The 18,780-nt window shown below is 59.7% G+C and carries 21 protein-coding genes and 1 pseudogene; 10 read left to right on the top strand and 12 right to left on the bottom strand.

Translation table 11 applies throughout. The annotated features are described in order from the left end of the window. Positions 1-72 precede the first annotated feature (72 nt). The 3 genes from AC13QE_RS10595 (at position 73) to AC13QE_RS10585 (ending at position 1,740) form a co-directional block, all read left to right on the top strand. Positions 73-495, top strand: a complete 423-nt coding sequence (locus AC13QE_RS10595) for an organic hydroperoxide resistance protein (RefSeq protein ID WP_132716091.1) — start codon at positions 73-75, stop codon at positions 493-495. A 131-nt stretch (positions 496-626) separates the two neighbouring features. Beyond that, positions 627-1,010 (top strand): antitoxin Xre-like helix-turn-helix domain-containing protein, encoded by a 384-nt coding sequence (locus AC13QE_RS10590; RefSeq protein WP_488483602.1) that lies wholly within the window; start codon positions 627-629, stop codon positions 1,008-1,010. Next, positions 970-1,740: an RES family NAD+ phosphorylase gene (locus AC13QE_RS10585; protein ID WP_488483601.1), complete on the top strand. Its 771-nt coding sequence runs from the start codon at positions 970-972 to the stop codon at positions 1,738-1,740. Before AC13QE_RS10590 ends, AC13QE_RS10585 begins: the two co-directional genes overlap by 41 nt. Here the strand turns inward: AC13QE_RS10585 and AC13QE_RS10580 are convergent. After that, positions 1,727-2,173, bottom strand: coding sequence for a MarR family winged helix-turn-helix transcriptional regulator (locus AC13QE_RS10580; RefSeq protein ID WP_112335582.1), 447 nt, complete (start codon positions 2,171-2,173; stop codon positions 1,727-1,729). The genes AC13QE_RS10585 and AC13QE_RS10580 overlap by 14 nt on opposite strands. Positions 2,174-2,241: 68 nt before the next feature. Here AC13QE_RS10580 and AC13QE_RS10575 point away from each other — a divergent pair, with 68 nt between their 5' ends. Both AC13QE_RS10575 and AC13QE_RS10570 read left to right on the top strand, forming a co-directional pair. Next, positions 2,242-2,970, top strand: coding sequence for a DUF899 domain-containing protein (locus tag AC13QE_RS10575; protein WP_488483740.1), 729 nt, complete (start codon positions 2,242-2,244; stop codon positions 2,968-2,970). Positions 2,971-3,188: 218 nt separating this feature from the next. Then, entirely contained in the window at positions 3,189-3,965 is a 777-nt protein-coding gene (locus AC13QE_RS10570) for a VOC family protein (protein ID WP_488483600.1), read from the top strand. A 160-nt stretch (positions 3,966-4,125) separates the two neighbouring features. On the opposite strand, the gene AC13QE_RS10565 is transcribed toward AC13QE_RS10570, so the two are convergent. After that, positions 4,126-5,640, bottom strand: a complete 1,515-nt coding sequence (locus AC13QE_RS10565; RefSeq protein ID WP_488483599.1) for a helicase HerA-like C-terminal domain-containing protein — start codon at positions 5,638-5,640, stop codon at positions 4,126-4,128. 423 nt (positions 5,641-6,063) lie between these two features. Between AC13QE_RS10565 and AC13QE_RS10560 the strand changes: the two genes are divergently transcribed. After that, complete coding sequence (locus tag AC13QE_RS10560; protein WP_132716098.1) at positions 6,064-6,459, top strand: hypothetical protein; 396 nt, start codon at positions 6,064-6,066, stop codon at positions 6,457-6,459. A 137-nt stretch (positions 6,460-6,596) separates the two neighbouring features. On the opposite strand, the gene zwf is transcribed toward AC13QE_RS10560, so the two are convergent. The 3 genes from zwf to AC13QE_RS10545 all read right to left on the bottom strand — a co-directional run bounded on the left by zwf (position 6,597) and on the right by AC13QE_RS10545 (position 10,262). Next, complete coding sequence (zwf, locus tag AC13QE_RS10555) at positions 6,597-8,117, bottom strand: glucose-6-phosphate dehydrogenase (protein WP_488483598.1); 1,521 nt, start codon at positions 8,115-8,117, stop codon at positions 6,597-6,599. Positions 8,118-8,393: 276 nt separating this feature from the next. Beyond that, positions 8,394-9,164, bottom strand: a complete 771-nt coding sequence (gene tam / locus AC13QE_RS10550; RefSeq protein WP_488483597.1) for a trans-aconitate 2-methyltransferase — start codon at positions 9,162-9,164, stop codon at positions 8,394-8,396. A gap of 57 nt (positions 9,165-9,221) precedes the next feature. Continuing rightward, on the bottom strand, positions 9,222-10,262 hold the full coding sequence (locus AC13QE_RS10545; RefSeq protein ID WP_488483596.1) for a zinc-dependent alcohol dehydrogenase family protein: 1,041 nt from the start codon (positions 10,260-10,262) through the stop codon (positions 9,222-9,224). Positions 10,263-10,570: 308 nt separating this feature from the next. Here AC13QE_RS10545 and AC13QE_RS10540 point away from each other — a divergent pair, with 308 nt between their 5' ends. Further along, positions 10,571-11,458 (top strand): branched-chain amino acid aminotransferase, encoded by an 888-nt coding sequence (locus tag AC13QE_RS10540; protein WP_488483595.1) that lies wholly within the window; start codon positions 10,571-10,573, stop codon positions 11,456-11,458. A gap of 42 nt (positions 11,459-11,500) precedes the next feature. On the opposite strand, the gene AC13QE_RS10535 is transcribed toward AC13QE_RS10540, so the two are convergent. Beyond that, the gene (locus tag AC13QE_RS10535; RefSeq protein WP_488483594.1) at positions 11,501-12,184 is read right to left on the bottom strand and encodes a glutathione S-transferase N-terminal domain-containing protein; all 684 of its coding nucleotides are present in this window, start codon (positions 12,182-12,184) and stop codon (positions 11,501-11,503) included. A gap of 116 nt (positions 12,185-12,300) precedes the next feature. On the opposite strand from AC13QE_RS10535, the gene AC13QE_RS10530 reads away from it, so the two are divergent. After that, on the top strand, positions 12,301-12,912 hold the full coding sequence (locus tag AC13QE_RS10530) for a TetR/AcrR family transcriptional regulator (protein ID WP_488483593.1): 612 nt from the start codon (positions 12,301-12,303) through the stop codon (positions 12,910-12,912). Between the two features lie 63 nt (positions 12,913-12,975). On the opposite strand, the pseudogene AC13QE_RS10525 reads toward AC13QE_RS10530, so the two are convergent. The 5 genes and pseudogenes from AC13QE_RS10525 to AC13QE_RS10505 all read right to left on the bottom strand — a co-directional run. After that, a pseudogene (locus AC13QE_RS10525) lies at positions 12,976-13,107 on the bottom strand (MFS transporter); the annotation flags it as partial. Between the two features lie 39 nt (positions 13,108-13,146). Further along, positions 13,147-13,686: a GNAT family N-acetyltransferase gene (locus AC13QE_RS10520; RefSeq protein ID WP_488483592.1), complete on the bottom strand. Its 540-nt coding sequence runs from the start codon at positions 13,684-13,686 to the stop codon at positions 13,147-13,149. Between the two features lie 126 nt (positions 13,687-13,812). Next, on the bottom strand, positions 13,813-15,042 hold the full coding sequence (locus tag AC13QE_RS10515; protein ID WP_488483591.1) for an MFS transporter: 1,230 nt from the start codon (positions 15,040-15,042) through the stop codon (positions 13,813-13,815). Next, positions 15,039-15,725: a YbhB/YbcL family Raf kinase inhibitor-like protein gene (locus AC13QE_RS10510; protein WP_488483590.1), complete on the bottom strand. Its 687-nt coding sequence runs from the start codon at positions 15,723-15,725 to the stop codon at positions 15,039-15,041. The genes AC13QE_RS10515 and AC13QE_RS10510 overlap by 4 nt, the downstream gene beginning before the upstream one ends. Positions 15,726-15,821: 96 nt before the next feature. Then, positions 15,822-16,637 (bottom strand): helix-turn-helix domain-containing protein, encoded by an 816-nt coding sequence (locus AC13QE_RS10505; RefSeq protein ID WP_488483589.1) that lies wholly within the window; start codon positions 16,635-16,637, stop codon positions 15,822-15,824. A 176-nt stretch (positions 16,638-16,813) separates the two neighbouring features. Here AC13QE_RS10505 and AC13QE_RS10500 point away from each other — a divergent pair, with 176 nt between their 5' ends. Then, complete coding sequence (locus AC13QE_RS10500; RefSeq protein ID WP_015339175.1) at positions 16,814-17,158, top strand: nuclear transport factor 2 family protein; 345 nt, start codon at positions 16,814-16,816, stop codon at positions 17,156-17,158. A 4-nt stretch (positions 17,159-17,162) separates the two neighbouring features. Here the strand turns inward: AC13QE_RS10500 and AC13QE_RS10495 are convergent, their stop codons facing one another. Beyond that, a complete protein-coding gene (locus AC13QE_RS10495; RefSeq protein WP_488483588.1) occupies positions 17,163-17,813 on the bottom strand; it encodes an aspartate/glutamate racemase family protein in 651 nt (216 codons plus the stop codon). 271 nt (positions 17,814-18,084) lie between these two features. Here AC13QE_RS10495 and AC13QE_RS10490 point away from each other — a divergent pair, with 271 nt between their 5' ends. Next, positions 18,085-18,687: a superoxide dismutase gene (locus AC13QE_RS10490; RefSeq protein ID WP_488483587.1), complete on the top strand. Its 603-nt coding sequence runs from the start codon at positions 18,085-18,087 to the stop codon at positions 18,685-18,687. Positions 18,688-18,780: the final 93 nt, after the last annotated feature.

Below are 18,780 nucleotides of genomic sequence, written 5' to 3'. Positions count from 1 at the left end.
TTTGCAAAAAATATATTGCGCACGATTAAATCGTGTTATATATAAAGCTCATCCAACCGAAGGAGACATGACATGCCTATTCTCTATACGACCAAAGCTTCCGCCACCGGTGGCCGCGCCGGCCATGCAGTTTCCGAAAATGGCGTCCTTGACGTTACTCTTACTGTTCCTAAGGAGCTTGGTGGTGATGGCGCCACCGGCACCAATCCTGAGCAGCTCTTTGCAGCCGGCTATTCCGCCTGCTTCCTCGGCGCTTTGAAATTTGTCGCAGGCCAGCAGAAGGTCAAGATTCCGGAAGATGCAAAGGTCACGGCGACTGTCGGCGTCGGTCCCCGCGCGGATGGCACCGGCTTCGGTATCGAAGTTTCGCTGGCCGTCCATATTCCCGGCCTGGACAAGGCCGAAGCTGAAAAGCTCGCCGCCGCCGCCCATATCGTATGCCCCTATAGCCACGCCCTGCGCACCTCGACCGAAGTGCCGGTTGCTGTTGTCTGACGCGAAACACGCCGCCGGCCGATTGAAGGCCGGAAATACGGAATATATTGAAAAGGAGCGACAGTTTGATCTGTCGCTCTTTTTCTTTTGCAAGAAAAATGCTATATCTTTTCTTAGGAAAGGAAGTAGTCATGATAAAAGCCCCGGCAATAGGCCAGACGATGCCCGGCGAAGCACTCGTCATGACCAAGGCCGTCGTCAACGCTGCCGAAAGGCTGGGATTGAACGCCCGTATCCTGGCGGCCATCATCGGTGTGTCTGAGGCGACGGTGTCGCGCATGAAGCGGCAGGATCATCTATTGGAGCGCGATAGCAAGCCTTTCGAACTTGCCGTGCTTCTTGTGCGTCTCTTCCGTTCGCTCGACGCTATCGTCGGTGGCGACGAGGCTGTGGCGCGGCAATGGCTGCGTAACGGCAATATCGCCTTTGGCGCAGCGCCAATCGACAAGATCATTTCGATTTCTGGTTTGACCGATGTCCTTGCCTATCTGGACGCCCGCCGCGCTCTCGTCTGAGGCAAGGGCTATTTCCGGCCAATATTGGCGGCTGGTGGAATCGCAGCATCAGGTCTCGACGCTGAAGCTCGTGGACACGTTGGAGGAGCAGGCGCTTCTCGAAAGCATCCTCGAGGAAAGCAAGCCGGTTCTACCGCCTGAATGCGCCGGGCTCGACTATCTCCTTGCCACCCCATTTCGCTATGGGGCGATCTATCCCCACGGTTCCCGTTTTCGACGCGCCGGCCGCACGCTCGGGGTCTTCTATGCCTCGGAGCAGGTAGAGACGGCGCTGGCTGAAATGAGCTTCTATCGGCTGCTCTTTTTCCGTGATTCCCCCGATACGCCGTTGCCCGCCAATGCCGCCGAATATACCGCCTTTGCTGCTGCGATTACGACGAAGGCGGCGATCGATCTGACTGCGTCTCCCTTGGATCGCGATCGGAAGCTGTGGACCGATCCGATCGACTACGAGGCGTGCCAGTCGCTTGCAGAGGCAGCGCGAACCGGCGGCATCGAGGCAATCCTCTATCGTTCCGTCCGCGATCCTCGCGGAGGTATGAACATAGCGCTGCTCACGGCCAGAGCCTTCTCCGCCCGCGAACCCGTTGAACGCCAGACCTGGCGCATCCGGCTGTCGCGCGTCGGGGTACAGGCGCTGTGCGAATTCCCACGACGCCGCATCGGCTTCGAAAGACAGGATTTCGAGGGCGATCCACGGCTATCTGAGGCGCAATTCAAAGCAGAATAGCAAGATCGCTGCGCAGGCGGTCACCGCTGCCGTCGGGCAGTCGCTCTTCGAGCGCGGCGTGCGTCGTCTTCCAGATTGGCACGGCGGCGGCGAGTGCTGCCTTGCCGGATGGGGTGAGGCTGAGCAGGCGGGCGCGTCGATCTTTTGGATTCGGCATAATATTGACCCACCCCCGCCGTTCCAGCGGCTTTAAGGCCGCCGTCAGCGTCGTCTGGTCTATTGCAAGGAGTGCTGTGACCGATCCCATGGATGCCGGCACGGGCCGGTTCAGGGACATCATCAGGGAGAACTGGCCGTTGGTAAGGCCGAACGGCCGCAGCGCCTCGTCAAAGCGACGGGCAAGAGCGCGCGCTGCTCGCTGAACATGCAGGCATAGGCAGGTGTCGCGCACTAACAGCGTGGTTTCAAAGGGGATTTCGACTGCGTTTGACATGATTCATTAATATTGATATCAATATATTTGTCAAGATTTGGAAATGAAAACGCCGGAGGAGGGCGCGGATAATGAACCAGGTCGTTTCCAGGGAAGTGTGGCTGGAGGCCCGCCGTCAACTGCTCGCCAGGGAAAAGGAGGCCACGCATCTTCGTGATCGCGTCAATGCGGAGCGTTTGGCTTTGCCCTGGGTAAAGGTCGAGAAGAACTATGTTTTTGACACGCCGGCCGGCAAGAAGACACTTGCAGATCTCTTCGATGGCCGCAGTCAGCTGATTGTCTATCATTTCATGCTCGGCCCGGATTGGGATGCCGGATGTACCGGCTGCTCCTTCCTTGCCGATCATTTCGATGGAACGCTTCCGCATCTCAACCATCACGATGTCACGCTGGTTGCCGTTGCCCGCGCGCCAATCGAAAAGATAGAGGCCTACAAGAAACGCATGGGCTGGAAGTTCCCATGGGTGTCGTCATTCTCCAACGATTTCAATTTCGATTATCACGTCTCTTTCACCAAAGAGCAGCTCGCCGGTGAAAAGGTGTTTTATAATTTCAACGATATGAACGCCGCCGACGGCAACGACGAGTTGCCTGGTCTCAGCGCCTTCTACAAGGATGAAGCCGGGAATATCTTCCACACCTATTCCAGCTATGCCCGCGGCGGCGAGGAAATGATCGGCACGCTGATGATCCTCGACAATGCGCCGAAGGGCCGGAATGAAGGCCACACCATGGATTTCGTGCGACGCCACGACGAATATCAGGAGGCGGCGAAGGCGGGCTCCTGCTGCCATTGAAGCATGACGAGACTGCCAAATTCATGCCATGCGGCGCAAGGGGTCGAATTATTACACCCTGCGCCTAGTTAAGACCTGGAGCCTGCTCGCCAAGGAGCGACGGATCAACTGATTGACCATCATTCGGCCGTCACGTTCGTCGGCCGTGATGTGCTTGCGCCGACATCAGGCTCAGGATGAGACGGATGACCGTCACAATCACAATAGGGAGAGAGATCATGGCAGAGAAGGGATATTTTGTCTGGTACGAGCTGATGACGACGGACATGAAGGCGGCGGAAGCCTTCTATACCAAGGTCGTCGGCTGGGATGCGGCGGATGCCGGCATGCCTGATGTTGGCATGGATTATACGCTTTTCAGCGCCGGTGCAGGCCCTGTTGCCGGTTTGATGATCCTGCCTGACGAGGCGAAGTCCATGGGCACGCCGCCCTGCTGGACGGGCTATATCGGCGTTCCCAATGTCGATGATGCCACCAAGGCCGTTGTCGCCAAGGGCGGCAAGACCTATCGCGAGCCTACGGATATTCCAGGCGTCGGCCGGTTCTCCGTCGTCTCCGATCCCTACGGTGCAGCCTTCTGCCTGTTCACGCCGCTGCCGGGTCAGGATTGGGAGCCGCCCGCTCCTGGAACACCCGGCTATTTCGGCTGGCACGAGCTCTATTCTAACGACGGCCCGAGGGCCTTCGATTTCTATAGCGAGATGTTCGGTTGGGAGCTGAGCTCCGATTTCGACATGGGGCCGATGGGTAAGTATAAGATCTTCAAGATCGGCGATCGCGACTTCGGCGGTATCATGACCAAGCCGGCGGAAATGCCGATGGCTGCCTGGAATTTCTATATCAACGTCCCGGCGATCGACGCTGCAATCACCCGCATCACGGAAGGCGGCGGCAGGATCGTCAACGGCCCGATGGAGGTCCCCGGCGGCAGCTGGATCGTCCAGGCGACCGATCCTCAGGGCGCGTTCTTCTCGTTGGTTGCGCCGGTGCGCTGATCTTCACCCTCCCCTTGAGGGAATTAACACCTCCCCCTTGAGGGGGGAGGTCGCCGCAAAGCGGCGGGTGGGGGTGACATTCGGACCTGCAGAGATTGTCGCGGATCACCCCACCCCGGAGCTTCGCTCCGACCCTCCCCCTCAAGGGGAGGGTAATCTTCTACCGCTTCAGGCTGCCGAGAATACCCCGCACCAGCGCCCGCCCCACTTGCGTCGCCACCGTGCGGGCCATGCTCTTCATCGTCGCTTCCAGGATCGTCTCGCGCTGATAGCCCGAACGGCCGCTGCTTGCCGGCTTGCTGCTGTCGCCCCCGAAGCCGGGCAAGGTCCAGCCATCGCCGGCGCTCTCGCTCTGCGGCGCAGCCGCCTTGCGTGCCCGTTCGGTCAGGATCTCATAGGCGGATTCGCGGTCGATCGTCTCGTCATAGACGCCGGCAACCGGACTGCCGTTGATGATGGCCTGGCGCTCGGCATCGGTGACGGGGCCGATACGGCCCGATGGCGGGCGGATCAGCGTGCGTTCGACGACGGAAGGCGCACCCTTGCCCTCAAGCATCGACACCAGCGCCTCGCCAGTGCCGAGCGTCGTGATGACGCTGGCGCAATCGAAAGCTGGATTGGGCCGGAATGTCGAGGCTGCTGTCTGCACGGCCTTCTGCTCGCGCGGCGTATAGGCGCGAAGCGCATGCTGCACGCGATTACCGAGCTGCGCCAGCACCGTTTCCGGTACGTCGAGCGGGTTCTGGGTGACGAAATAGACACCGACGCCCTTGGAACGGATCAGGCGCACCACCTGTTCGACGCGCTCGATCAGCACCTTCGGTGCGTCGTTGAAGAGCAGATGCGCTTCATCGAAGAAGAAGACCAGCTTCGGCTTTTCCGGATCACCGACTTCGGGCAATTCCTCGAACAGTTCTGAGAGCAGCCACAGCAGGAAGGTGGCGTAGAGGCGCGGGTTCATCATCAGCTTGTCGGCTGCAAGCACCGAAACCTGCCCGTAGCCATCGTTGCTGACCCGCATGATGTCGGAGATTTTCAGCGCCGGTTCGCCGAAGAAGTTTTCCGCGCCCTGCTGCTCGAGCACGAGCATTGCCCGCTGGATTGAGCCGACGGACGATTTCGAGATCAGGCCGTATTTGCTGGAAAGCTCGCTGGCATTGTCGCCCATATAGTTCAGCAGCGCCTGCAGATCCTTGAGATCGAGCAGCGCCAGGCCGTTCTCATCGGCGATCTTGAAGGCGATGTTGAGCACGCCTTCCTGCGCCTCGGACGCATCCATCAGGCGCGCCAGCAGCAGCGGTCCCATCTCGGCGATGGTTGTGCGCACGCGATGGCCCTTTTCGCCATAAAGATCCCAGAAGATGACCGGGAACTGATCGAATTCATAGGGTGAGAGACCGATTTCCTCGGCGCGCTTCAGCAGGAAATCCTTTGGCTCGCCCTTGACGGCGATACCCGAAAGATCGCCCTTGATGTCGGCACAGAAAACGGGCACGCCGGCCTTGGAGAATCCTTCCGCCAGCACCTGCAGCGTTACCGTCTTGCCGGTGCCCGTCGCGCCAGTGACGAGGCCGTGGCGGTTGCCGAATTTCAGCGTCAGGAACTCGTCCTTGTTGATGCTTTCATCCGGATTGCGGCTCGCGCCGACGAAAATCTGTCCATCCTGCTGCTGCATGGTGTCGTCTCCCTTAGAGCACTTCCAGCAAAAGTGCGAAGCGGTTTTGCGTCCGGAACTGCGAAAAAACAAAAGATAGAGCGTTTTCGCGATTCGAAGAAAAGCGGAAATGCTCGAGCATGATGCCGAAAAGGGTCACCGGTTTTCGGCATCATGCTCTACCTATTTGATTCTAGTACCGGGAGATTTTGGATCGATTCGATCCAAAATCTTCCGGTACTAGGGCGGCGGCACAACAGCCTTTCAAAAGCTGCCAGGGCCGTTCATCGATTTGTTCTGACACTGTTATAAGAACTCCTATGAAGAGGGACAACCATTCGCGTCGCAGTTCCGCTTCTGGTAGAATGATGCCGCCGGCGCGTCTTGTGCCGATTGCCACATTCAGTTACGTTGACGTTAACGTTATAAAGGCAGGAGGCCACAGTGAACGAAGTTATTGATCAGATCGCGACCAAAGCCGGCATCGCTCCCGACCTTGCGGAAAAGGCCGTCGGCATGATTCTCGGTTTCCTGCAGCGCGAAGCTCCGGATGGTCCCGTCACCAAGATGATCCAATCCATTCCCGGCGCCTCCGATCTCGTTGCGCAATATAACGGCGAGGAAACGGGTGGCGGTGGCCTGCTCGGCGGCCTGCTCAGCGCAGTCGGCGGCGGTGGCGGCTTGATGGCCCTCGGCCAGCAGTTGATGAGCAGCGGCCTCAGCATGAGCGAAATCGGTTCGCTCGCCAAGGAGACAATTGCAACTGCCCGCCAGCATGCCGGCGACGAGGTAGTCGACCAGGTCGTCAATTCCGTTCCGGGCCTGCACCAGTTCATTTGAGGCAGCTATTGCCTTGAAAAGAAAGCCGCCGGTTAATTCCTGGCGGCTTTTCGTTGTTCAGAAGGCAGGACCGACCTCACTACGTTGCGCCCCGTGAAAGGCAGGCAGTCGGCCCCTATGGCTGATCTTCTTCAGCATCAGATCTTCCTGCCCTTCGGCGTCCCATCGATCTCATGCCATTTGCGGCCGTCGCGCTCGATGAGTTCGTCGGCGCAGGCGGGGCCGGTGCTGCCGGGGGCGTAAGGGTCGGGTTTGCCGCCTTCTGCCCAGAGGTCGAGGAAGGGCTGTACGGCCGCCCAGCCGGCTTCGATGCCGTCGGCGCGCTGGAAGAGCGTCTGATCGCCGACGAAGAGTTCGTAGAACAGGCTTTCGTAACCGGTCTGCTTGCCGATATCGAAACTGTCGGCATAGCGGAAGTCGAGCGAAACCGGCGCGGTTTTCAACACCAGCCCCGGCGATTTGATCGAGATTTCCATGTCCAGGCCTTCGTCGGGCTGCACCTGGATGATGAGCCTGTTCGGCGGCAGCTCGGGACGGGATTCGTGGCGGGGGAATTGGGCGAAGGGTACCGGTCGGAAGGTGATGACCACTTCCGTATCGCGCGCCTTCATCGCCTTGCCCGTGCGCAGATAGAAGGGCACGCCGGCCCAGCGCCAGGTATCGACTAGGAGTTTCAGCGCCACGAAGGTTTCGGTGTTGCTGTCGGGCGCGACATCGGGTGTCTGCGTGAAGGCCGGCAGGTCCCTGCCGGCAATCGGGCCGGCCGTATAGGCGCCGCGCACGCCGTTCTTGATTGCTTCCTCCCGCGAATAGACGCGCAGCGCCTTCAGCACCTTGCCCTTTTCATTGCGGATGGATTCGGCATCGAAGCTGCTCGGCGGCTCCATCGCCACCATTGCTAGCAACTGGAAGAGGTGGTTCGGCACCATGTCACGTAGCGCGCCGGTCCCATCGTAGAATTTGCCGCGCGTGCCGACGTCCACAAGCTCGGCCGCCGTGATCTGCACGTGGTCGATATAGTTGTTGTTCCACAGTGCCTCGATCATCATGTTGGCGAAGCGCGTCGTCATGATGTTCTGCACGGTTTCCTTGCCGAGGAAATGGTCGATGCGGTAGATTTGGCTTTCGGATACATGGTTCAGCAGCCGCGCATTCAAAGCCTGTGCCGAGGCAAGATCATGGCCAAAGGGTTTTTCGATCGCGATGCGGCGGAAGGCACCAGTCGTCTCGTTCATCAGCCCGTTTTCAGAGAGTTTCTCGGCGATATCGCCGAAGAAGCGAGGTGGCACGGCGAAATAAAAGGCTGCGTTGGCGCTCGGCGCATGCGAGAGATAATCCGAGATTTCCTTGTAGACGTCGTTCTGGGTGAAATCGCCGGAGATGTAGCTGATGCGCTTGCGCAGGCTCTGCCATGCGGCCTGCCGCTCCGGATCGTCCATATCGCCTGATGTCTTCAGGAACGATTCCAGGCGATCCAGTAGCATGTCGGCGCCGCCTGTCTCGATGCCGATGCCGAGAATATGCAAGTCCTCGCCGATAAGCCCGCTGCGGGTCATGTTGATCAGTGTCGGGATCAGCAGGCGCCGGGTGAGATCGCCGGCGGCGCCGAAGATCACGAATGTCAGCGGCGGGGCCGGTGCGACGTCGGGGGTGGTCATGCGCGGATCTCCTTCTGGAGGCCATATTCGGGGCTTCTGAACGACATCGACTATCTCCTCGGAGCTATTGCTGTTTCAGCTTTGGCTTGTCATGTTCTACTGCATAATTCCTTAAATCGGAATCGATTTAAGGATAAAATTATGCAGCAGATTTAAAGTGTTACAGCGACCTTTGCGCGCCACATATGGCGCGCGGCGCTGTAGCGCGGGCCGGCGCCGGTTGTCGATGGGATCGACGCACCGCCGCCAATAGGCATATCGGGGCTGATAGATAACCTATTTCTTCACCGCGACCAGGAAGAGCCGCGGGAAGCGCAACAGCACCTTGCCATCGACAAGCGGCGGATAGGCTTTCTCGATATGCTTCAGATACTCGGCGGTGAACGCATCGCGATGCTCGTCGCCGGCATGGTCGAGATAGGGGCGCAGGGCAGTGGCTTTCACCCATTCGACGATCGCGGCTGCATTCGCCAATACGTGATTGTAGTTGGTGTGCCAGATATCGACGCGCTGTGACTTGCCGATCAGCCTGTTGTAATAGACCGAAGGTGCAGGCAGCGGATCGCGCCGGATGCCCTTCCTAGCGAAGGCATCGCTCCAGGGACCGTTCTTTGCGGTTTCTTCCATCATCAGATGGCTCTGTTCCGTCAGATTGTCGGGCATCTGCACGGCAAGCACGCCGCCGGGTTTCAGCCCGTCCATCAGCCCATCGAGAATATCGAGATGATTTGGGAGCCATTGGAAGACCGCATTCGCAAAGAGCAGATCCACCGGTTCTTCCGGCCGCCATGCGGCGAGATCCGCCTTGACGAAGCTTGTGCCGGGCAAGCGCTTGCGCGCCGCCTCCAGCATGTTGTCGTCGCTGTCGAGGCCGGAGACGCCGGCAACACCATAGCGCTCGATGATCAGCTCGGTCGAATTGCCGGGGCCGCAACCGAGGTCGATCGCGCGTTCGATCCGATCCAGCGGTAGCTGAGCCAGCAGGTCGCGCGAGGGGCGCGTGCGTTCATCTTCGAATTTCAGATATTGGCCGGCAGACCATGCCATGAGCGTTTCCTCTTTCTGGATTGCCGTTTCTCTCGATGCGCATAGCACCGGGATATATCAGAACCGTGTAATGACGCTGATGCCCTTGCCCTCGGCTTTATCAAGAGACATCAGCGCCGGAACGGCTTCTTCCAGGCTGATCCTGCGGCCGATGAGTTTCTGGGGCACTATCTTGCCGGCGGCGAGCATGTCGAGCATGGCATCGTAGCGCCAGGCCTGCATGCCGTGGCTGCCGTAGATTTCCAGTTCGTGGCCGATGACCTGCGCCATCGGGATCTGCGGTGTAGCATAATCGCCGAGCATGAGGCCAACTTGCACATGCCGGCCGCGGCGACGCAAGTTCTTGATGGAATTGAAGCAGGTCGTGGGATGGCCGAGCGCGTCGATCGAGACATGCGCGCCGCCCTTGGTGATCTCGCGCACCGCCTCGGCCACATCGGCGACCTCAGCCGCATTGATCGCTGCGACTGCCCCACATTCGCGGGCGAAGGCGAGCTTCTCGTCGGAAATGTCGATGGCGATGGCATTGGCGCCAAGGGCGCTGGCAATCATGATCGCCGACAGCCCGACGCCGCCGCAGCCATGCACGGCGATCCATTCGCCTGGCCGCGTCTTCGCCTGATCGGCAACGGCGCGGAAGGAGGTGGCGAAGCGGCAGCCGAGGCTTGCCGCCGTTGCGTCATCGACCGTCTCGGGCAGGTGGACGAGATTGGTGTCGGCATAGTCGATGGCGACATATTCGGCAAACGAACCCCAATGGGTGAAGCCCGGCTGGAACTGGCTGGGGCAGACCTGCTGGTTGCCGGAATGGCACTCGGCGCAGTGGCCACAGCCGGAGACGAAGGGAACGGTGACGCGATCACCGACCTTGAAGCGTACGACGCCGCGCCCGGCCGCCACCACCTTGCCGGCAAGCTCATGGCCCGGCACATGCGGCAGCCTGATATCGGGATCATGACCCATCCAGCCGTGCCAGTCGCTACGGCAAAGGCCGGTCGCGCCGACGGCGATAACAACGCCATCTTCGCCCGGCGTCGGATCTGGCACGGTGCGGATTTCGGGCGGTGCCTCGAAGGCCTCGTAGTACATCGCTTTCATGGCAGTTCTCCCTCTCTCCTGACAATCCCCATGGTTCATCACTTTTGCTGATGGACCCATTCGTCAAGCTGTTGTTTCGACGCATGAAAATTGCGTTATGAATGCGGTATCGGGCGCTTTGTTGCAAATGAATTTTGCCGCGCAGTTTCTGCTTGACCCTTGGGTTGCTGGGTTATTTGCTCTTCGCCATCTAAAGCAATTCCGCCAAAGCGCGGTCACGGCTTTCCGTCCGGAATTGCGAGAAAACAAAAAGATGGAGCGGTTCCGCGATCCCGCGAAAGCTGAACCGCTCAAAGGGAGGAAATACCATGTCCGTCGATACGTCGCCCCGCACCACCACCTGGACCTATGTCGAGGGAGAATGGCTCTCCGGCAATCCGCCGCTGATCGGGCCGACTTCGCATGCCATGTGGCTTGGCTCGACCGTGTTCGATGGTGCCCGCTGGTTCGATGGCATCGCACCTGATCTCGACCTCCATTGCCAGCGCATCAATCGTTCGGCCATCGCCATGGGGCTGAAGCCAATCAAGACTGCTGGGGAGATCGAGGCGCTCGCCTGGGAGGGCATCAGGAAATTCGACGGCAAGACGCCGATCTACATCAAGCCGATGTATTGGGGCGAGCATGGTTCGCCGGGCAGCGTCGTTGCCGTCGATGCGGAATCGACACGTTTCGCGCTCTGCCTGTTCGAGGCGCCGCTTGGTGGCAATGGCGGCATCACGCTCACGGTCTCGCCCTTCCGCCGTCCGTCGCCGGAAACGGCAATGACCGACGCCAAGGCCGGCTCGCTCTATCCGAACAGCGGCCGCATGATCCTGGAGGCGAGAGGCCGCGGTTTCAACAATGCGCTCGTCCGCGACATGAACGGCAATGTCGTCGAGACGGCGTCATCCAACGTCTTCATGGTCAAGGACGGCATCGTCTATACGCCGGTCGCCAACCGCACCTTCCTTGCCGGCATCACCCGTGCCCGCGTCATCGGCCTGCTGCGCCAGGAAGGCTTCGACGTGCGCGAGGAAACCCTGTCAGTCGAGCAGTTCATGGGCGCCGACGAGATCTTCACGACCGGCAACTATTCCAAAGTCGTCAGCGTCAATCGTCTCGATGGCCGCGAATTCCAGGAAGGGCCGGTCGCCCGCAAGGCGCTGGAACTTTACATGGATTGGGCGCACGGCCGCGGTGCCAGCGAGGAATAAACCCTTCTCACAAGGAGAGGGCATGCAGAAGAGTGCGGCCGTTTATGGCCGCACGGGTGTTGCTACACGACCTGCCGAAGCAATGTAGGATCGCGGCGCGAAGAAAACACCATTGGTCTCGAAGGCCTCAAGGCCTTCGGCCTGGAGCGCGTGGCGGACGCTCGGTCTTGCGCTGACGCGAGCCATGAACTCCTGTAACGCCGGCCTCCGTGCAACATCGATCTTGATCCACGGCGACCAGTTCAAGCAGACGAAGAGATAGGCGTCGGCGACTGTGAAGTCGTCACCGGTCAGATAGGGGCCGATGAGCCGGCTGTTCAGCCAATCCAGTCGTTTGGACACCAACTCATGGATGCCGGCATGAGCGCCTTCATAAGCGGCATTGAACAGCATCGCCATTGGCTTATGCAGTTCGGCGGTAATGAAATTCAGATAAGATTGAACCTGGCTTCTGGCATAGGTTCCGGCTTCCGGCAGGAGGCGCGAGCCTTCCGGTGAACATTCCGCGAGGAATTGCACGATGGCAGGACCTTCGGTCAGCACCCTCCCATCATCCAGCATCAATGCCGGCACGTAGCCGTTGCCGTTGATGGCAAGGTAGTCCTCGCCCGAACTCGTCCGATGAGTCTTCCGATCAACTTCGACCAGTTCAACATCCAGTCCTAATTCCCGACAAACGATGTGCGGCGACAGGGAGCAAGCGGCGGCGTGCATATAGAGTTTCATGGGTTTCTCTCCTTTTCGATACAGGCGCGAGATATGGCGTCGGCATCTATTGAATATTTGTACCATTTCGCATAAAATTCATTCGGTCAAGATTTTTGTGCGAAGTAGTATAAAATATGAAGAGTGAGAAAAAACAGGGTCGTCCGCGCGCTTTTGACGCCAAAGCAGTCATCGGGCGGGCGCGGGAGGTTTTTTGGGATAGGGGGTTCTCCGCAGCCTCATTGGATAATTTGAGCGTCGCGACGAAACTGAACCGGCCGAGCCTCTACGGCGCATTCGGCGACAAGGAGGACCTCTATCTTGACACCTTGGAAGGCTACCGTGAGGACAGCCTCGATATATTGTTTGAGGCACTCAACCCGGCTCTGCCGCTGCGAGAAAATCTGGCGCGCATCTATGCCGAGGCTCTGAAAATATACCTGCATGGCGAGACTGCGGCGCGTGGCTGCTTCCTGATCGGCACTGCCACAGCAGAGGCTATTCAGCATGATCGAGTGCGGGAGGTGTTGCGCCGCAGCCTGAATGAATTCGATGATGCGATCAAGGAACGCGTGGAGCTTGCGATTGAGCGGGGCGAACTCCCTGATAACACGGATGCTGCAACTCTCGCAAAGCTCGCATCCGCCGTCATGCATTCGCTTGCCGTTCGAGCGCGCGCAGGCGATACGCGCGAAACGCTGGAGGCGATCGCGCGTTCTGGGGTCGATTTTATCTGTGGTCGGCTATAACGGTCGGCGCAATGCTGCCCGGATCGATCTCCAGACGTCAAGCTAGAGCAAAGTCATCGATCCTTACATCGAAGCTTCCTTCTTCGGGCTGACCCACCAGCAATAGGCGGCGCCGATCGCCAGCAGCACGTAGGTTCCGAGGAACACGACGCGCATGCCGATATGGCCGCCGATGACGGGACCCGCTATCCGGCCGGCATCACGCGCGTCGCGTCATCAGCCGGGGCAATGAGTTCATTGCCTCGTTAGCTCAGCCTCGAAGGTGACCCTCGTCATGCTGTAGGAGGCGAAGGGCTCATCGTGATACGCGGCCTTGCGCGGTTGTGAGAGGCCGAGCTTTTGTGCGACGCGGATGGATGCCGCGTTCCCAGGGGCGATATCGGCAATCACGCGATCAAGTTCGAGTGTCTGGAAGGCATGGGCGAGAACGGGCTTTGCCGCCTCCGTCGCATAACCCTTGCCCCAGGCAAGCCTGTTCAGCCGCCATCCGATCTCAATATCAGGCCCGATGGCATCGGCGGGTATCAATAGTATCCAGCCGAGGAATTGCTTGGGATTCTCTTTGGCGCGGATCGACCAATATCCCAGGCCATCGCCGAAATCCGCCTCGATCCGACCTTTCACGAAGGTTCGATGTGCGACTGCGTCCTGCCATGGGCCGGGAATGAAGCGCGTCACGTCCGGGTCGCGATCCATGGCGATGCAATCGTCAAGGTCGGCGATCGTGCGAGGCAGAAGGATCAGTCGCTCGGTTTCGAAGCTTGGAAGCGGCATAGAGATATCCCCACAACTACCAATGGTGGAAGAATATCAAAAGCCTGTTTCAGCTCAACATGGCTTGGGTAAAATCGCGGCAATCAGGCCGCGATTCTGATCCTAGTGAAGGCGATGACAGCGGAGTTATCCCGCTTCCTTCTTCGGGCTGACCCACCAGCAATAGATCGCGCCGATCGCCAGCAGCACGCAGGTTCCGAGGAACACGGCACGCATGCCGATATGGCCGCCGACGAAGCCACCCATCACGGGACCTGCCACCTGACCGACATATTGCGAGGAGATGGAGAGCCCGAGGATGCTGCCCGTCGCCGCATCGGGCACATTATGCCGGATGACGGCGGTGATGCAGGGCAGAAGTCCGCCGAGCGCCACACCCATCAGGAGGCGCAAGCCGATCAATTGCCAGGCAGAGGTCACGAAAGCCTGCGGTATCAGCAGGAGCGCCGCCACGGCAAGCGCCGCCATGATGACGCTCCAATAGCCGATGCGGTCGGCAAGCTTGCCGAGCCATGAGGACGACAGGATGCTCCCGAGCGCTGCGGCAGCCATGACGACGCCCGAGACCATCGTCACATTGGCGTCCGTGACGAATTGCGCGACATAGACCGTGATGATCGGCTCGATCGACATATTGGCGAGCATCAGCAGCAGGCCGAGCGACAGCATGGCGATAACGGGGCGCTTGTCCGGAATGGAGGCCCAGCTGCCGCTGGCCTTCGCAGCCTTCTTCCGTGCCGTGGACTTCTCCTCCTTGATCAGGAAGGTCGTCGCCAGGAAGGTGAAGAAGATCACGCCGCCTGCCAGCAGGAATGTGCCGCGAATGCCGATAATAGGCGGCAGAGCGCCGCCGATCAGCGGTCCGACGAGATTGCCGGCCATGATACCAGCCGAAAGCGTACCCAGCGCCCAGGCGGAGCGATGCTTCGGCGTCTGGGCTGCCACCAACACCATCGATCCCGAGGCATAGCCACCGGCAAGGCCGGTGAAGAGGCGCAGCGCCACCAGCTGCCACACATTGCCGGCCATGCCCATCAGCGAGATGGCGACCGTCATGCCGAGGCTGGCGCGGATCAGCATCAGCTTGCGGCCATAGATATCGCCGAGCCGCCCCCAGAGCGGCGCGACGAAAGCGGCGGCGAAGAAAGTGGCGCCATAGGCGATGCCGGACCATTGCACGATCGCGGCTTTATCGCTGACGCCGAGTTCCTCGACATAGAGTGGCAGGAAGGGGAGTAGCAGCGTCATCGCCACGATCGTCGTGAACGAACCGACGAGGCAGATGATCAGGTTCCGCATCCAATGCGCGGTTTCCGGCTCGGCCGGTGCTGCTGCATCCCATCTCGTCTCGGTCATTTCTCGGCCTTTGCATTCAATGTGTAAAACAGTTCGCGGCTGCCTGATGCGAGGATATGACCTTTCGCGGCGGCGATGAGATCGGTGCGGGTGAAGAGATCGGGCAGGTTCAGTCGGTCGACATCGAGCGCATAGACGGTGACGTGATAGCTGTGGACACGCGCGTCATTCCAGGGCGGGCAGGCGCCCATATAACCGCCATGCGGACCATCCTTCAAGTTGCCGCCACCGGCGCCATTCTGGCCGCGTCGCCCATAGGCCGTGCGCTCGAGCGGCAGGCCATTGGCTGAGGGACCGCTTCCGTCCGTGCCTTCGGCAAGGCCGGTGCGCGATGGGGGAATATCGGCCAGCACCCAGTGAACGAATTCCATCCGCTTGAAATCCTTCGGGATGGTTTTGTCGGCCTTATTGAACAGCGAGAAATCGGCGGGCACGTCGGGATCGACCATCGTCAGCGCATAGGATCGCGTGCCCTTCGGCCCTTTCGACCAGGAGACGGCAAGGCTCTTGTTGGGACCGGGTGCCGACTTGTCGGATGATGTCGAAATGCAGGAGGCATTTTCGGGCAGCAGCATCCGGCCATCGCTCTTTGCAAATGTCACCTTGAGATCGGCCGATAGTGCTGGACTGGCGACAACTGCTGCGATGACGGTGGCGTTTAGAAGGTTGAGCATGGATTTCATGATTTGCCCTTTCGCGTTTGGCTCTTGAGGGCAGGGTCTAACAAATCCGTCTTGAGCCTCGGTGCACACAAGCGCTCAAAATGCGTCCGAAAACGCTCACGCGCTGCGAAGTCGATCGGCAAAGCGGCGCGGCGAGCGATAGCCTGTTGCAAGGGCGGCTTCCCGCAGTGACAGTCCGTCCTCCGCGAGAAGGATCGTTGCCAGCGCCACGCGCTCGCTTGCCAGTACCTCTCGCAAGGAAGCGCCCTCGCGTGTCAAGCGCCGGCGTAGTGTGGCGTTGCTGGTGCCGAGTTCTGCGGCGATGAGATCGGCTGTCCAGGCACGGTCCGGCTGCCAGCGCACCAGCGCCCGTACCGCCTCGGCGGTTGTCTCCGGCGAACCGGGCAGGGCACCGCGCATGCCGAGCACCATGAGTATTTCCACGAGTCTGTGCTCGATCAGTGGGATCGGCAGGCTTCCACCGGCAATGCCTTCGCCGGCATGGCCGATGGCAGCGGCCAGCAATGGATCGAGCGGCAGGTCGATCTGCGATGCGGTCTGCGCAGGCGGAAAGGCTTTTGCCGCCCGCCGTGTCAATTCCTCGGGAAAGGTGATGAAGATCGCGCGATAGACCCCGGTCTGCGGATCGGGATCGTTGACGACATCGCCACTCCAACCGGCCGGCAACACGAGCACCGTACCGGCCGAAAAATGCCGCTGCCGTCCCATGCTGACGATTTCCTTGGAACCTTCCAGGATGGCAACGATTGAAACCTGTGAAAAGGCCGAGCCGGCAATGCGCTCGCGTTCGCGCGTGACGAAGGTAAAAAGCGTGGAATAGCTGCCGATGCCGCTCGGCGCGACGGTCGGGCGGTTATCCTTTGCCGCCAGGCGGCGCAGCTTTTCCAACATGTGGTTATGAGCCTCGGACACTGCGGTTGCTTCCTGATCATGAGGATTGCCGGGAAGTTTGGACCACGCGGGCAACGCTGCCAAGCCCGCAAAGCGGCTTGTTGGTTCGGCTGCCTTATGTTATTAACCGATTGCGTTTTGCAATCGGTCTGTGGTGAACGGCAAAAATCACCCTTGTCCGAAGGAGGAGGCAGATCATGAATTCTCTCGAAAGTGCCCGTTGCGATGCGGTTAAACGTCTCTTCGCCGCCTATGTCGCGCAGCATCCCGATATCGTCGATCCGATGCTGACCCGGGATTTCACCTTTTCCAGCCCGCGCGACGATCATATCGACCGGAAGCGGTATTTCGAGCACTGCTGGCCGAAGGAGAAGGTGTTCCGCGACATTCATATCGAACATCTTGTACCCGATGGCGACGATGTGATCGTCGGCTATCGCGCCGAGAAGATGGATGGCGCCAGCTTTCGCAATGTCGAGCTGATCCGCTTTGCCGGCGACCGCATCGCTGAGGTGAACGTCTATTTCGGGCGGAATTTGTAGCGCTTCAGCTACCCATAATCTTCGCCATTGCGGCGGCAAGTGCGGCCGCCGGACCGGTCATAGGTTGCGGGCGGTTTTCCGGAAGAAGATGAGCTGCATCGGTCATTGATGCTTGAGCGAAAGCGATCGCGACAGCACTTTCGCCGCTGGCCGCTTTTACCGCATCGGCAATAGACGCAAGATAGGCCGATAGATCGCCCGCCCGGAAGTGCGCCCATGCACCCGGCACCAGCCGAACCTCGATTTCGGCACCCTTCGCCTTAGCCGCTGCTTCGAAAAGTGCAGTCGTCGGGGCGATGGTCGTTTCGACGGTGCACAGCACGATAACCTTGCCGCCCGCCTTGACCGCCTGCTCTGCCAACACAGCATCCGCCTGGATGATCGGGGCTCCGGCACCGGCCGCGATCTTCGACGCCGCCGGGCCGAGCGTCGAGCAGTTCAGCACGACGGCATCGGCATCCTCCGCCAGATGCCAGAGGAGGGCCGCCGTTTCGGCCGAAATCTCATCCGTCAGACGCCCTACTTTTTCGGCGGCGAGAAGAAGATCGGCGCGGACATGATGACGCAGCATGCCATCAGGCAACCCGAGCGCGTTTGCCGCCGCTTCATAGACGGCGATATTGCTTTCGGCGGTGTGCAGGCAGGCGATCGTCACAGATATTTCTCGTTACGACGGGAGAACCGCAAAACTAACCTGGGGAGCATGCCTTGTCGACATTTCGCTGCAGTCGTTCGCCCTGTATTCGGGCATCATCATATGCGGCGAGGTTAATTTCTAAGTCTATGCTATACCTGATTGAAAAATAGGGCAATTTTTGCTCCCGCACGCAACTTTTTTGGCATGTCGCCGGTTGCTCTTCCAGGCGACGGCTCCTATGTTCCGCTTCACCTGCCGACGCAATTTTTTGCCAAGAGGAGATATGACCATGGCTTTCGAATTGCCTGAACTTCCTTACGATTACGACGCCCTTTCGCCCTTCATGTCGCGTGAGACGCTCGAATATCACCACGACAAGCACCACAAGGCCTATGTCGACAACGGCAACAAGCTCGCTGCGGAAGCAGGTCTTGCCGATCTTTCGCTCGACGAAATCGTGAAGAAGTCCTTCGGCACCAATGCCGGCCTCTTCAACAATGCTGCCCAGCACTACAACCACATCCATTTCTGGAAGTGGATGAAGAAGGGCGGCGGCGGCAACAAGCTGCCGGGCAAGCTCGAAGCTGCGTTTGCTTCCGATCTCGGCGGCTACGACAAGTTCAAGGCCGATTTCGCCGCTGCCGGCGCAACGCAGTTCGGCTCCGGCTGGGCATGGGTTTCCGTCAAGAACGGCAAGCTCGAAATCTCCAAGACCCCGAACGGCGAAAACCCGCTCGTTCATGGTGCCGACCCGATCCTCGGCGTCGACGTATGGGAACACTCCTACTACATCGACTACCGCAACCTGCGCCCGAAGTACCTCGAAGCCTTCATCGACAGCCTGATCAACTGGGACTACGTCCTGGAGCGCTACGAAGCCGCTACGAAGTAAGTTCGCCACACAGGCTGGCTTTCGCACCCGGCGTCTTCCTGGCGTCGGGTGTTTTCTTGTCTGCCGGCCTTATTGATGTATCGCGTGCCGCTT

The sequence above is a fragment of the Martinezella sp. CNPSo 3957 genome (assembly GCF_057784395.1).
Note: the sequence above shows the minus strand (reverse complement) of the source record. Positions and strands in the feature narration are given on the sequence as shown.

What these genes read in the sequence shown, in the direction of transcription:
- AC13QE_RS10520 (WP_488483592.1), bottom strand. Translation starts at nt 13,686, where the DNA reads ATGCCGCTTCCAAGCTTCGAAACCGAGCGACTGATCCTTCTGCCTCGC.
- AC13QE_RS10545 (WP_488483596.1), bottom strand. Translation starts at nt 10,262, where the DNA reads ATGAAAGCGATGTACTACGAGGCCTTCGAGGCACCGCCCGAAATCCGC.
- AC13QE_RS10565 (WP_488483599.1), bottom strand. Translation starts at nt 5,640, where the DNA reads ATGCAGCAGCAGGATGGACAGATTTTCGTCGGCGCGAGCCGCAATCCG.
- AC13QE_RS10570 (WP_488483600.1), top strand. Translation starts at nt 3,189, where the DNA reads ATGGCAGAGAAGGGATATTTTGTCTGGTACGAGCTGATGACGACGGAC.
- AC13QE_RS10585 (WP_488483601.1), top strand. Translation starts at nt 970, where the DNA reads ATGTCCTTGCCTATCTGGACGCCCGCCGCGCTCTCGTCTGAGGCAAGG.
- AC13QE_RS10515 (WP_488483591.1), bottom strand. Translation starts at nt 15,042, where the DNA reads ATGACCGAGACGAGATGGGATGCAGCAGCACCGGCCGAGCCGGAAACC.
- AC13QE_RS10595 (WP_132716091.1), top strand. Translation starts at nt 73, where the DNA reads ATGCCTATTCTCTATACGACCAAAGCTTCCGCCACCGGTGGCCGCGCC.
- AC13QE_RS10530 (WP_488483593.1), top strand. Translation starts at nt 12,301, where the DNA reads ATGAAGAGTGAGAAAAAACAGGGTCGTCCGCGCGCTTTTGACGCCAAA.
- AC13QE_RS10535 (WP_488483594.1), bottom strand. Translation starts at nt 12,184, where the DNA reads ATGAAACTCTATATGCACGCCGCCGCTTGCTCCCTGTCGCCGCACATC.
- AC13QE_RS10580 (WP_112335582.1), bottom strand. Translation starts at nt 2,173, where the DNA reads ATGTCAAACGCAGTCGAAATCCCCTTTGAAACCACGCTGTTAGTGCGC.
- AC13QE_RS10590 (WP_488483602.1), top strand. Translation starts at nt 627, where the DNA reads ATGATAAAAGCCCCGGCAATAGGCCAGACGATGCCCGGCGAAGCACTC.
- zwf (WP_488483598.1), bottom strand. Translation starts at nt 8,117, where the DNA reads ATGACCACCCCCGACGTCGCACCGGCCCCGCCGCTGACATTCGTGATC.
- AC13QE_RS10490 (WP_488483587.1), top strand. Translation starts at nt 18,085, where the DNA reads ATGGCTTTCGAATTGCCTGAACTTCCTTACGATTACGACGCCCTTTCG.
- tam (WP_488483597.1), bottom strand. Translation starts at nt 9,164, where the DNA reads ATGGCATGGTCTGCCGGCCAATATCTGAAATTCGAAGATGAACGCACG.
- AC13QE_RS10540 (WP_488483595.1), top strand. Translation starts at nt 10,571, where the DNA reads ATGTCCGTCGATACGTCGCCCCGCACCACCACCTGGACCTATGTCGAG.
- AC13QE_RS10510 (WP_488483590.1), bottom strand. Translation starts at nt 15,725, where the DNA reads ATGAAATCCATGCTCAACCTTCTAAACGCCACCGTCATCGCAGCAGTT.
- AC13QE_RS10500 (WP_015339175.1), top strand. Translation starts at nt 16,814, where the DNA reads ATGAATTCTCTCGAAAGTGCCCGTTGCGATGCGGTTAAACGTCTCTTC.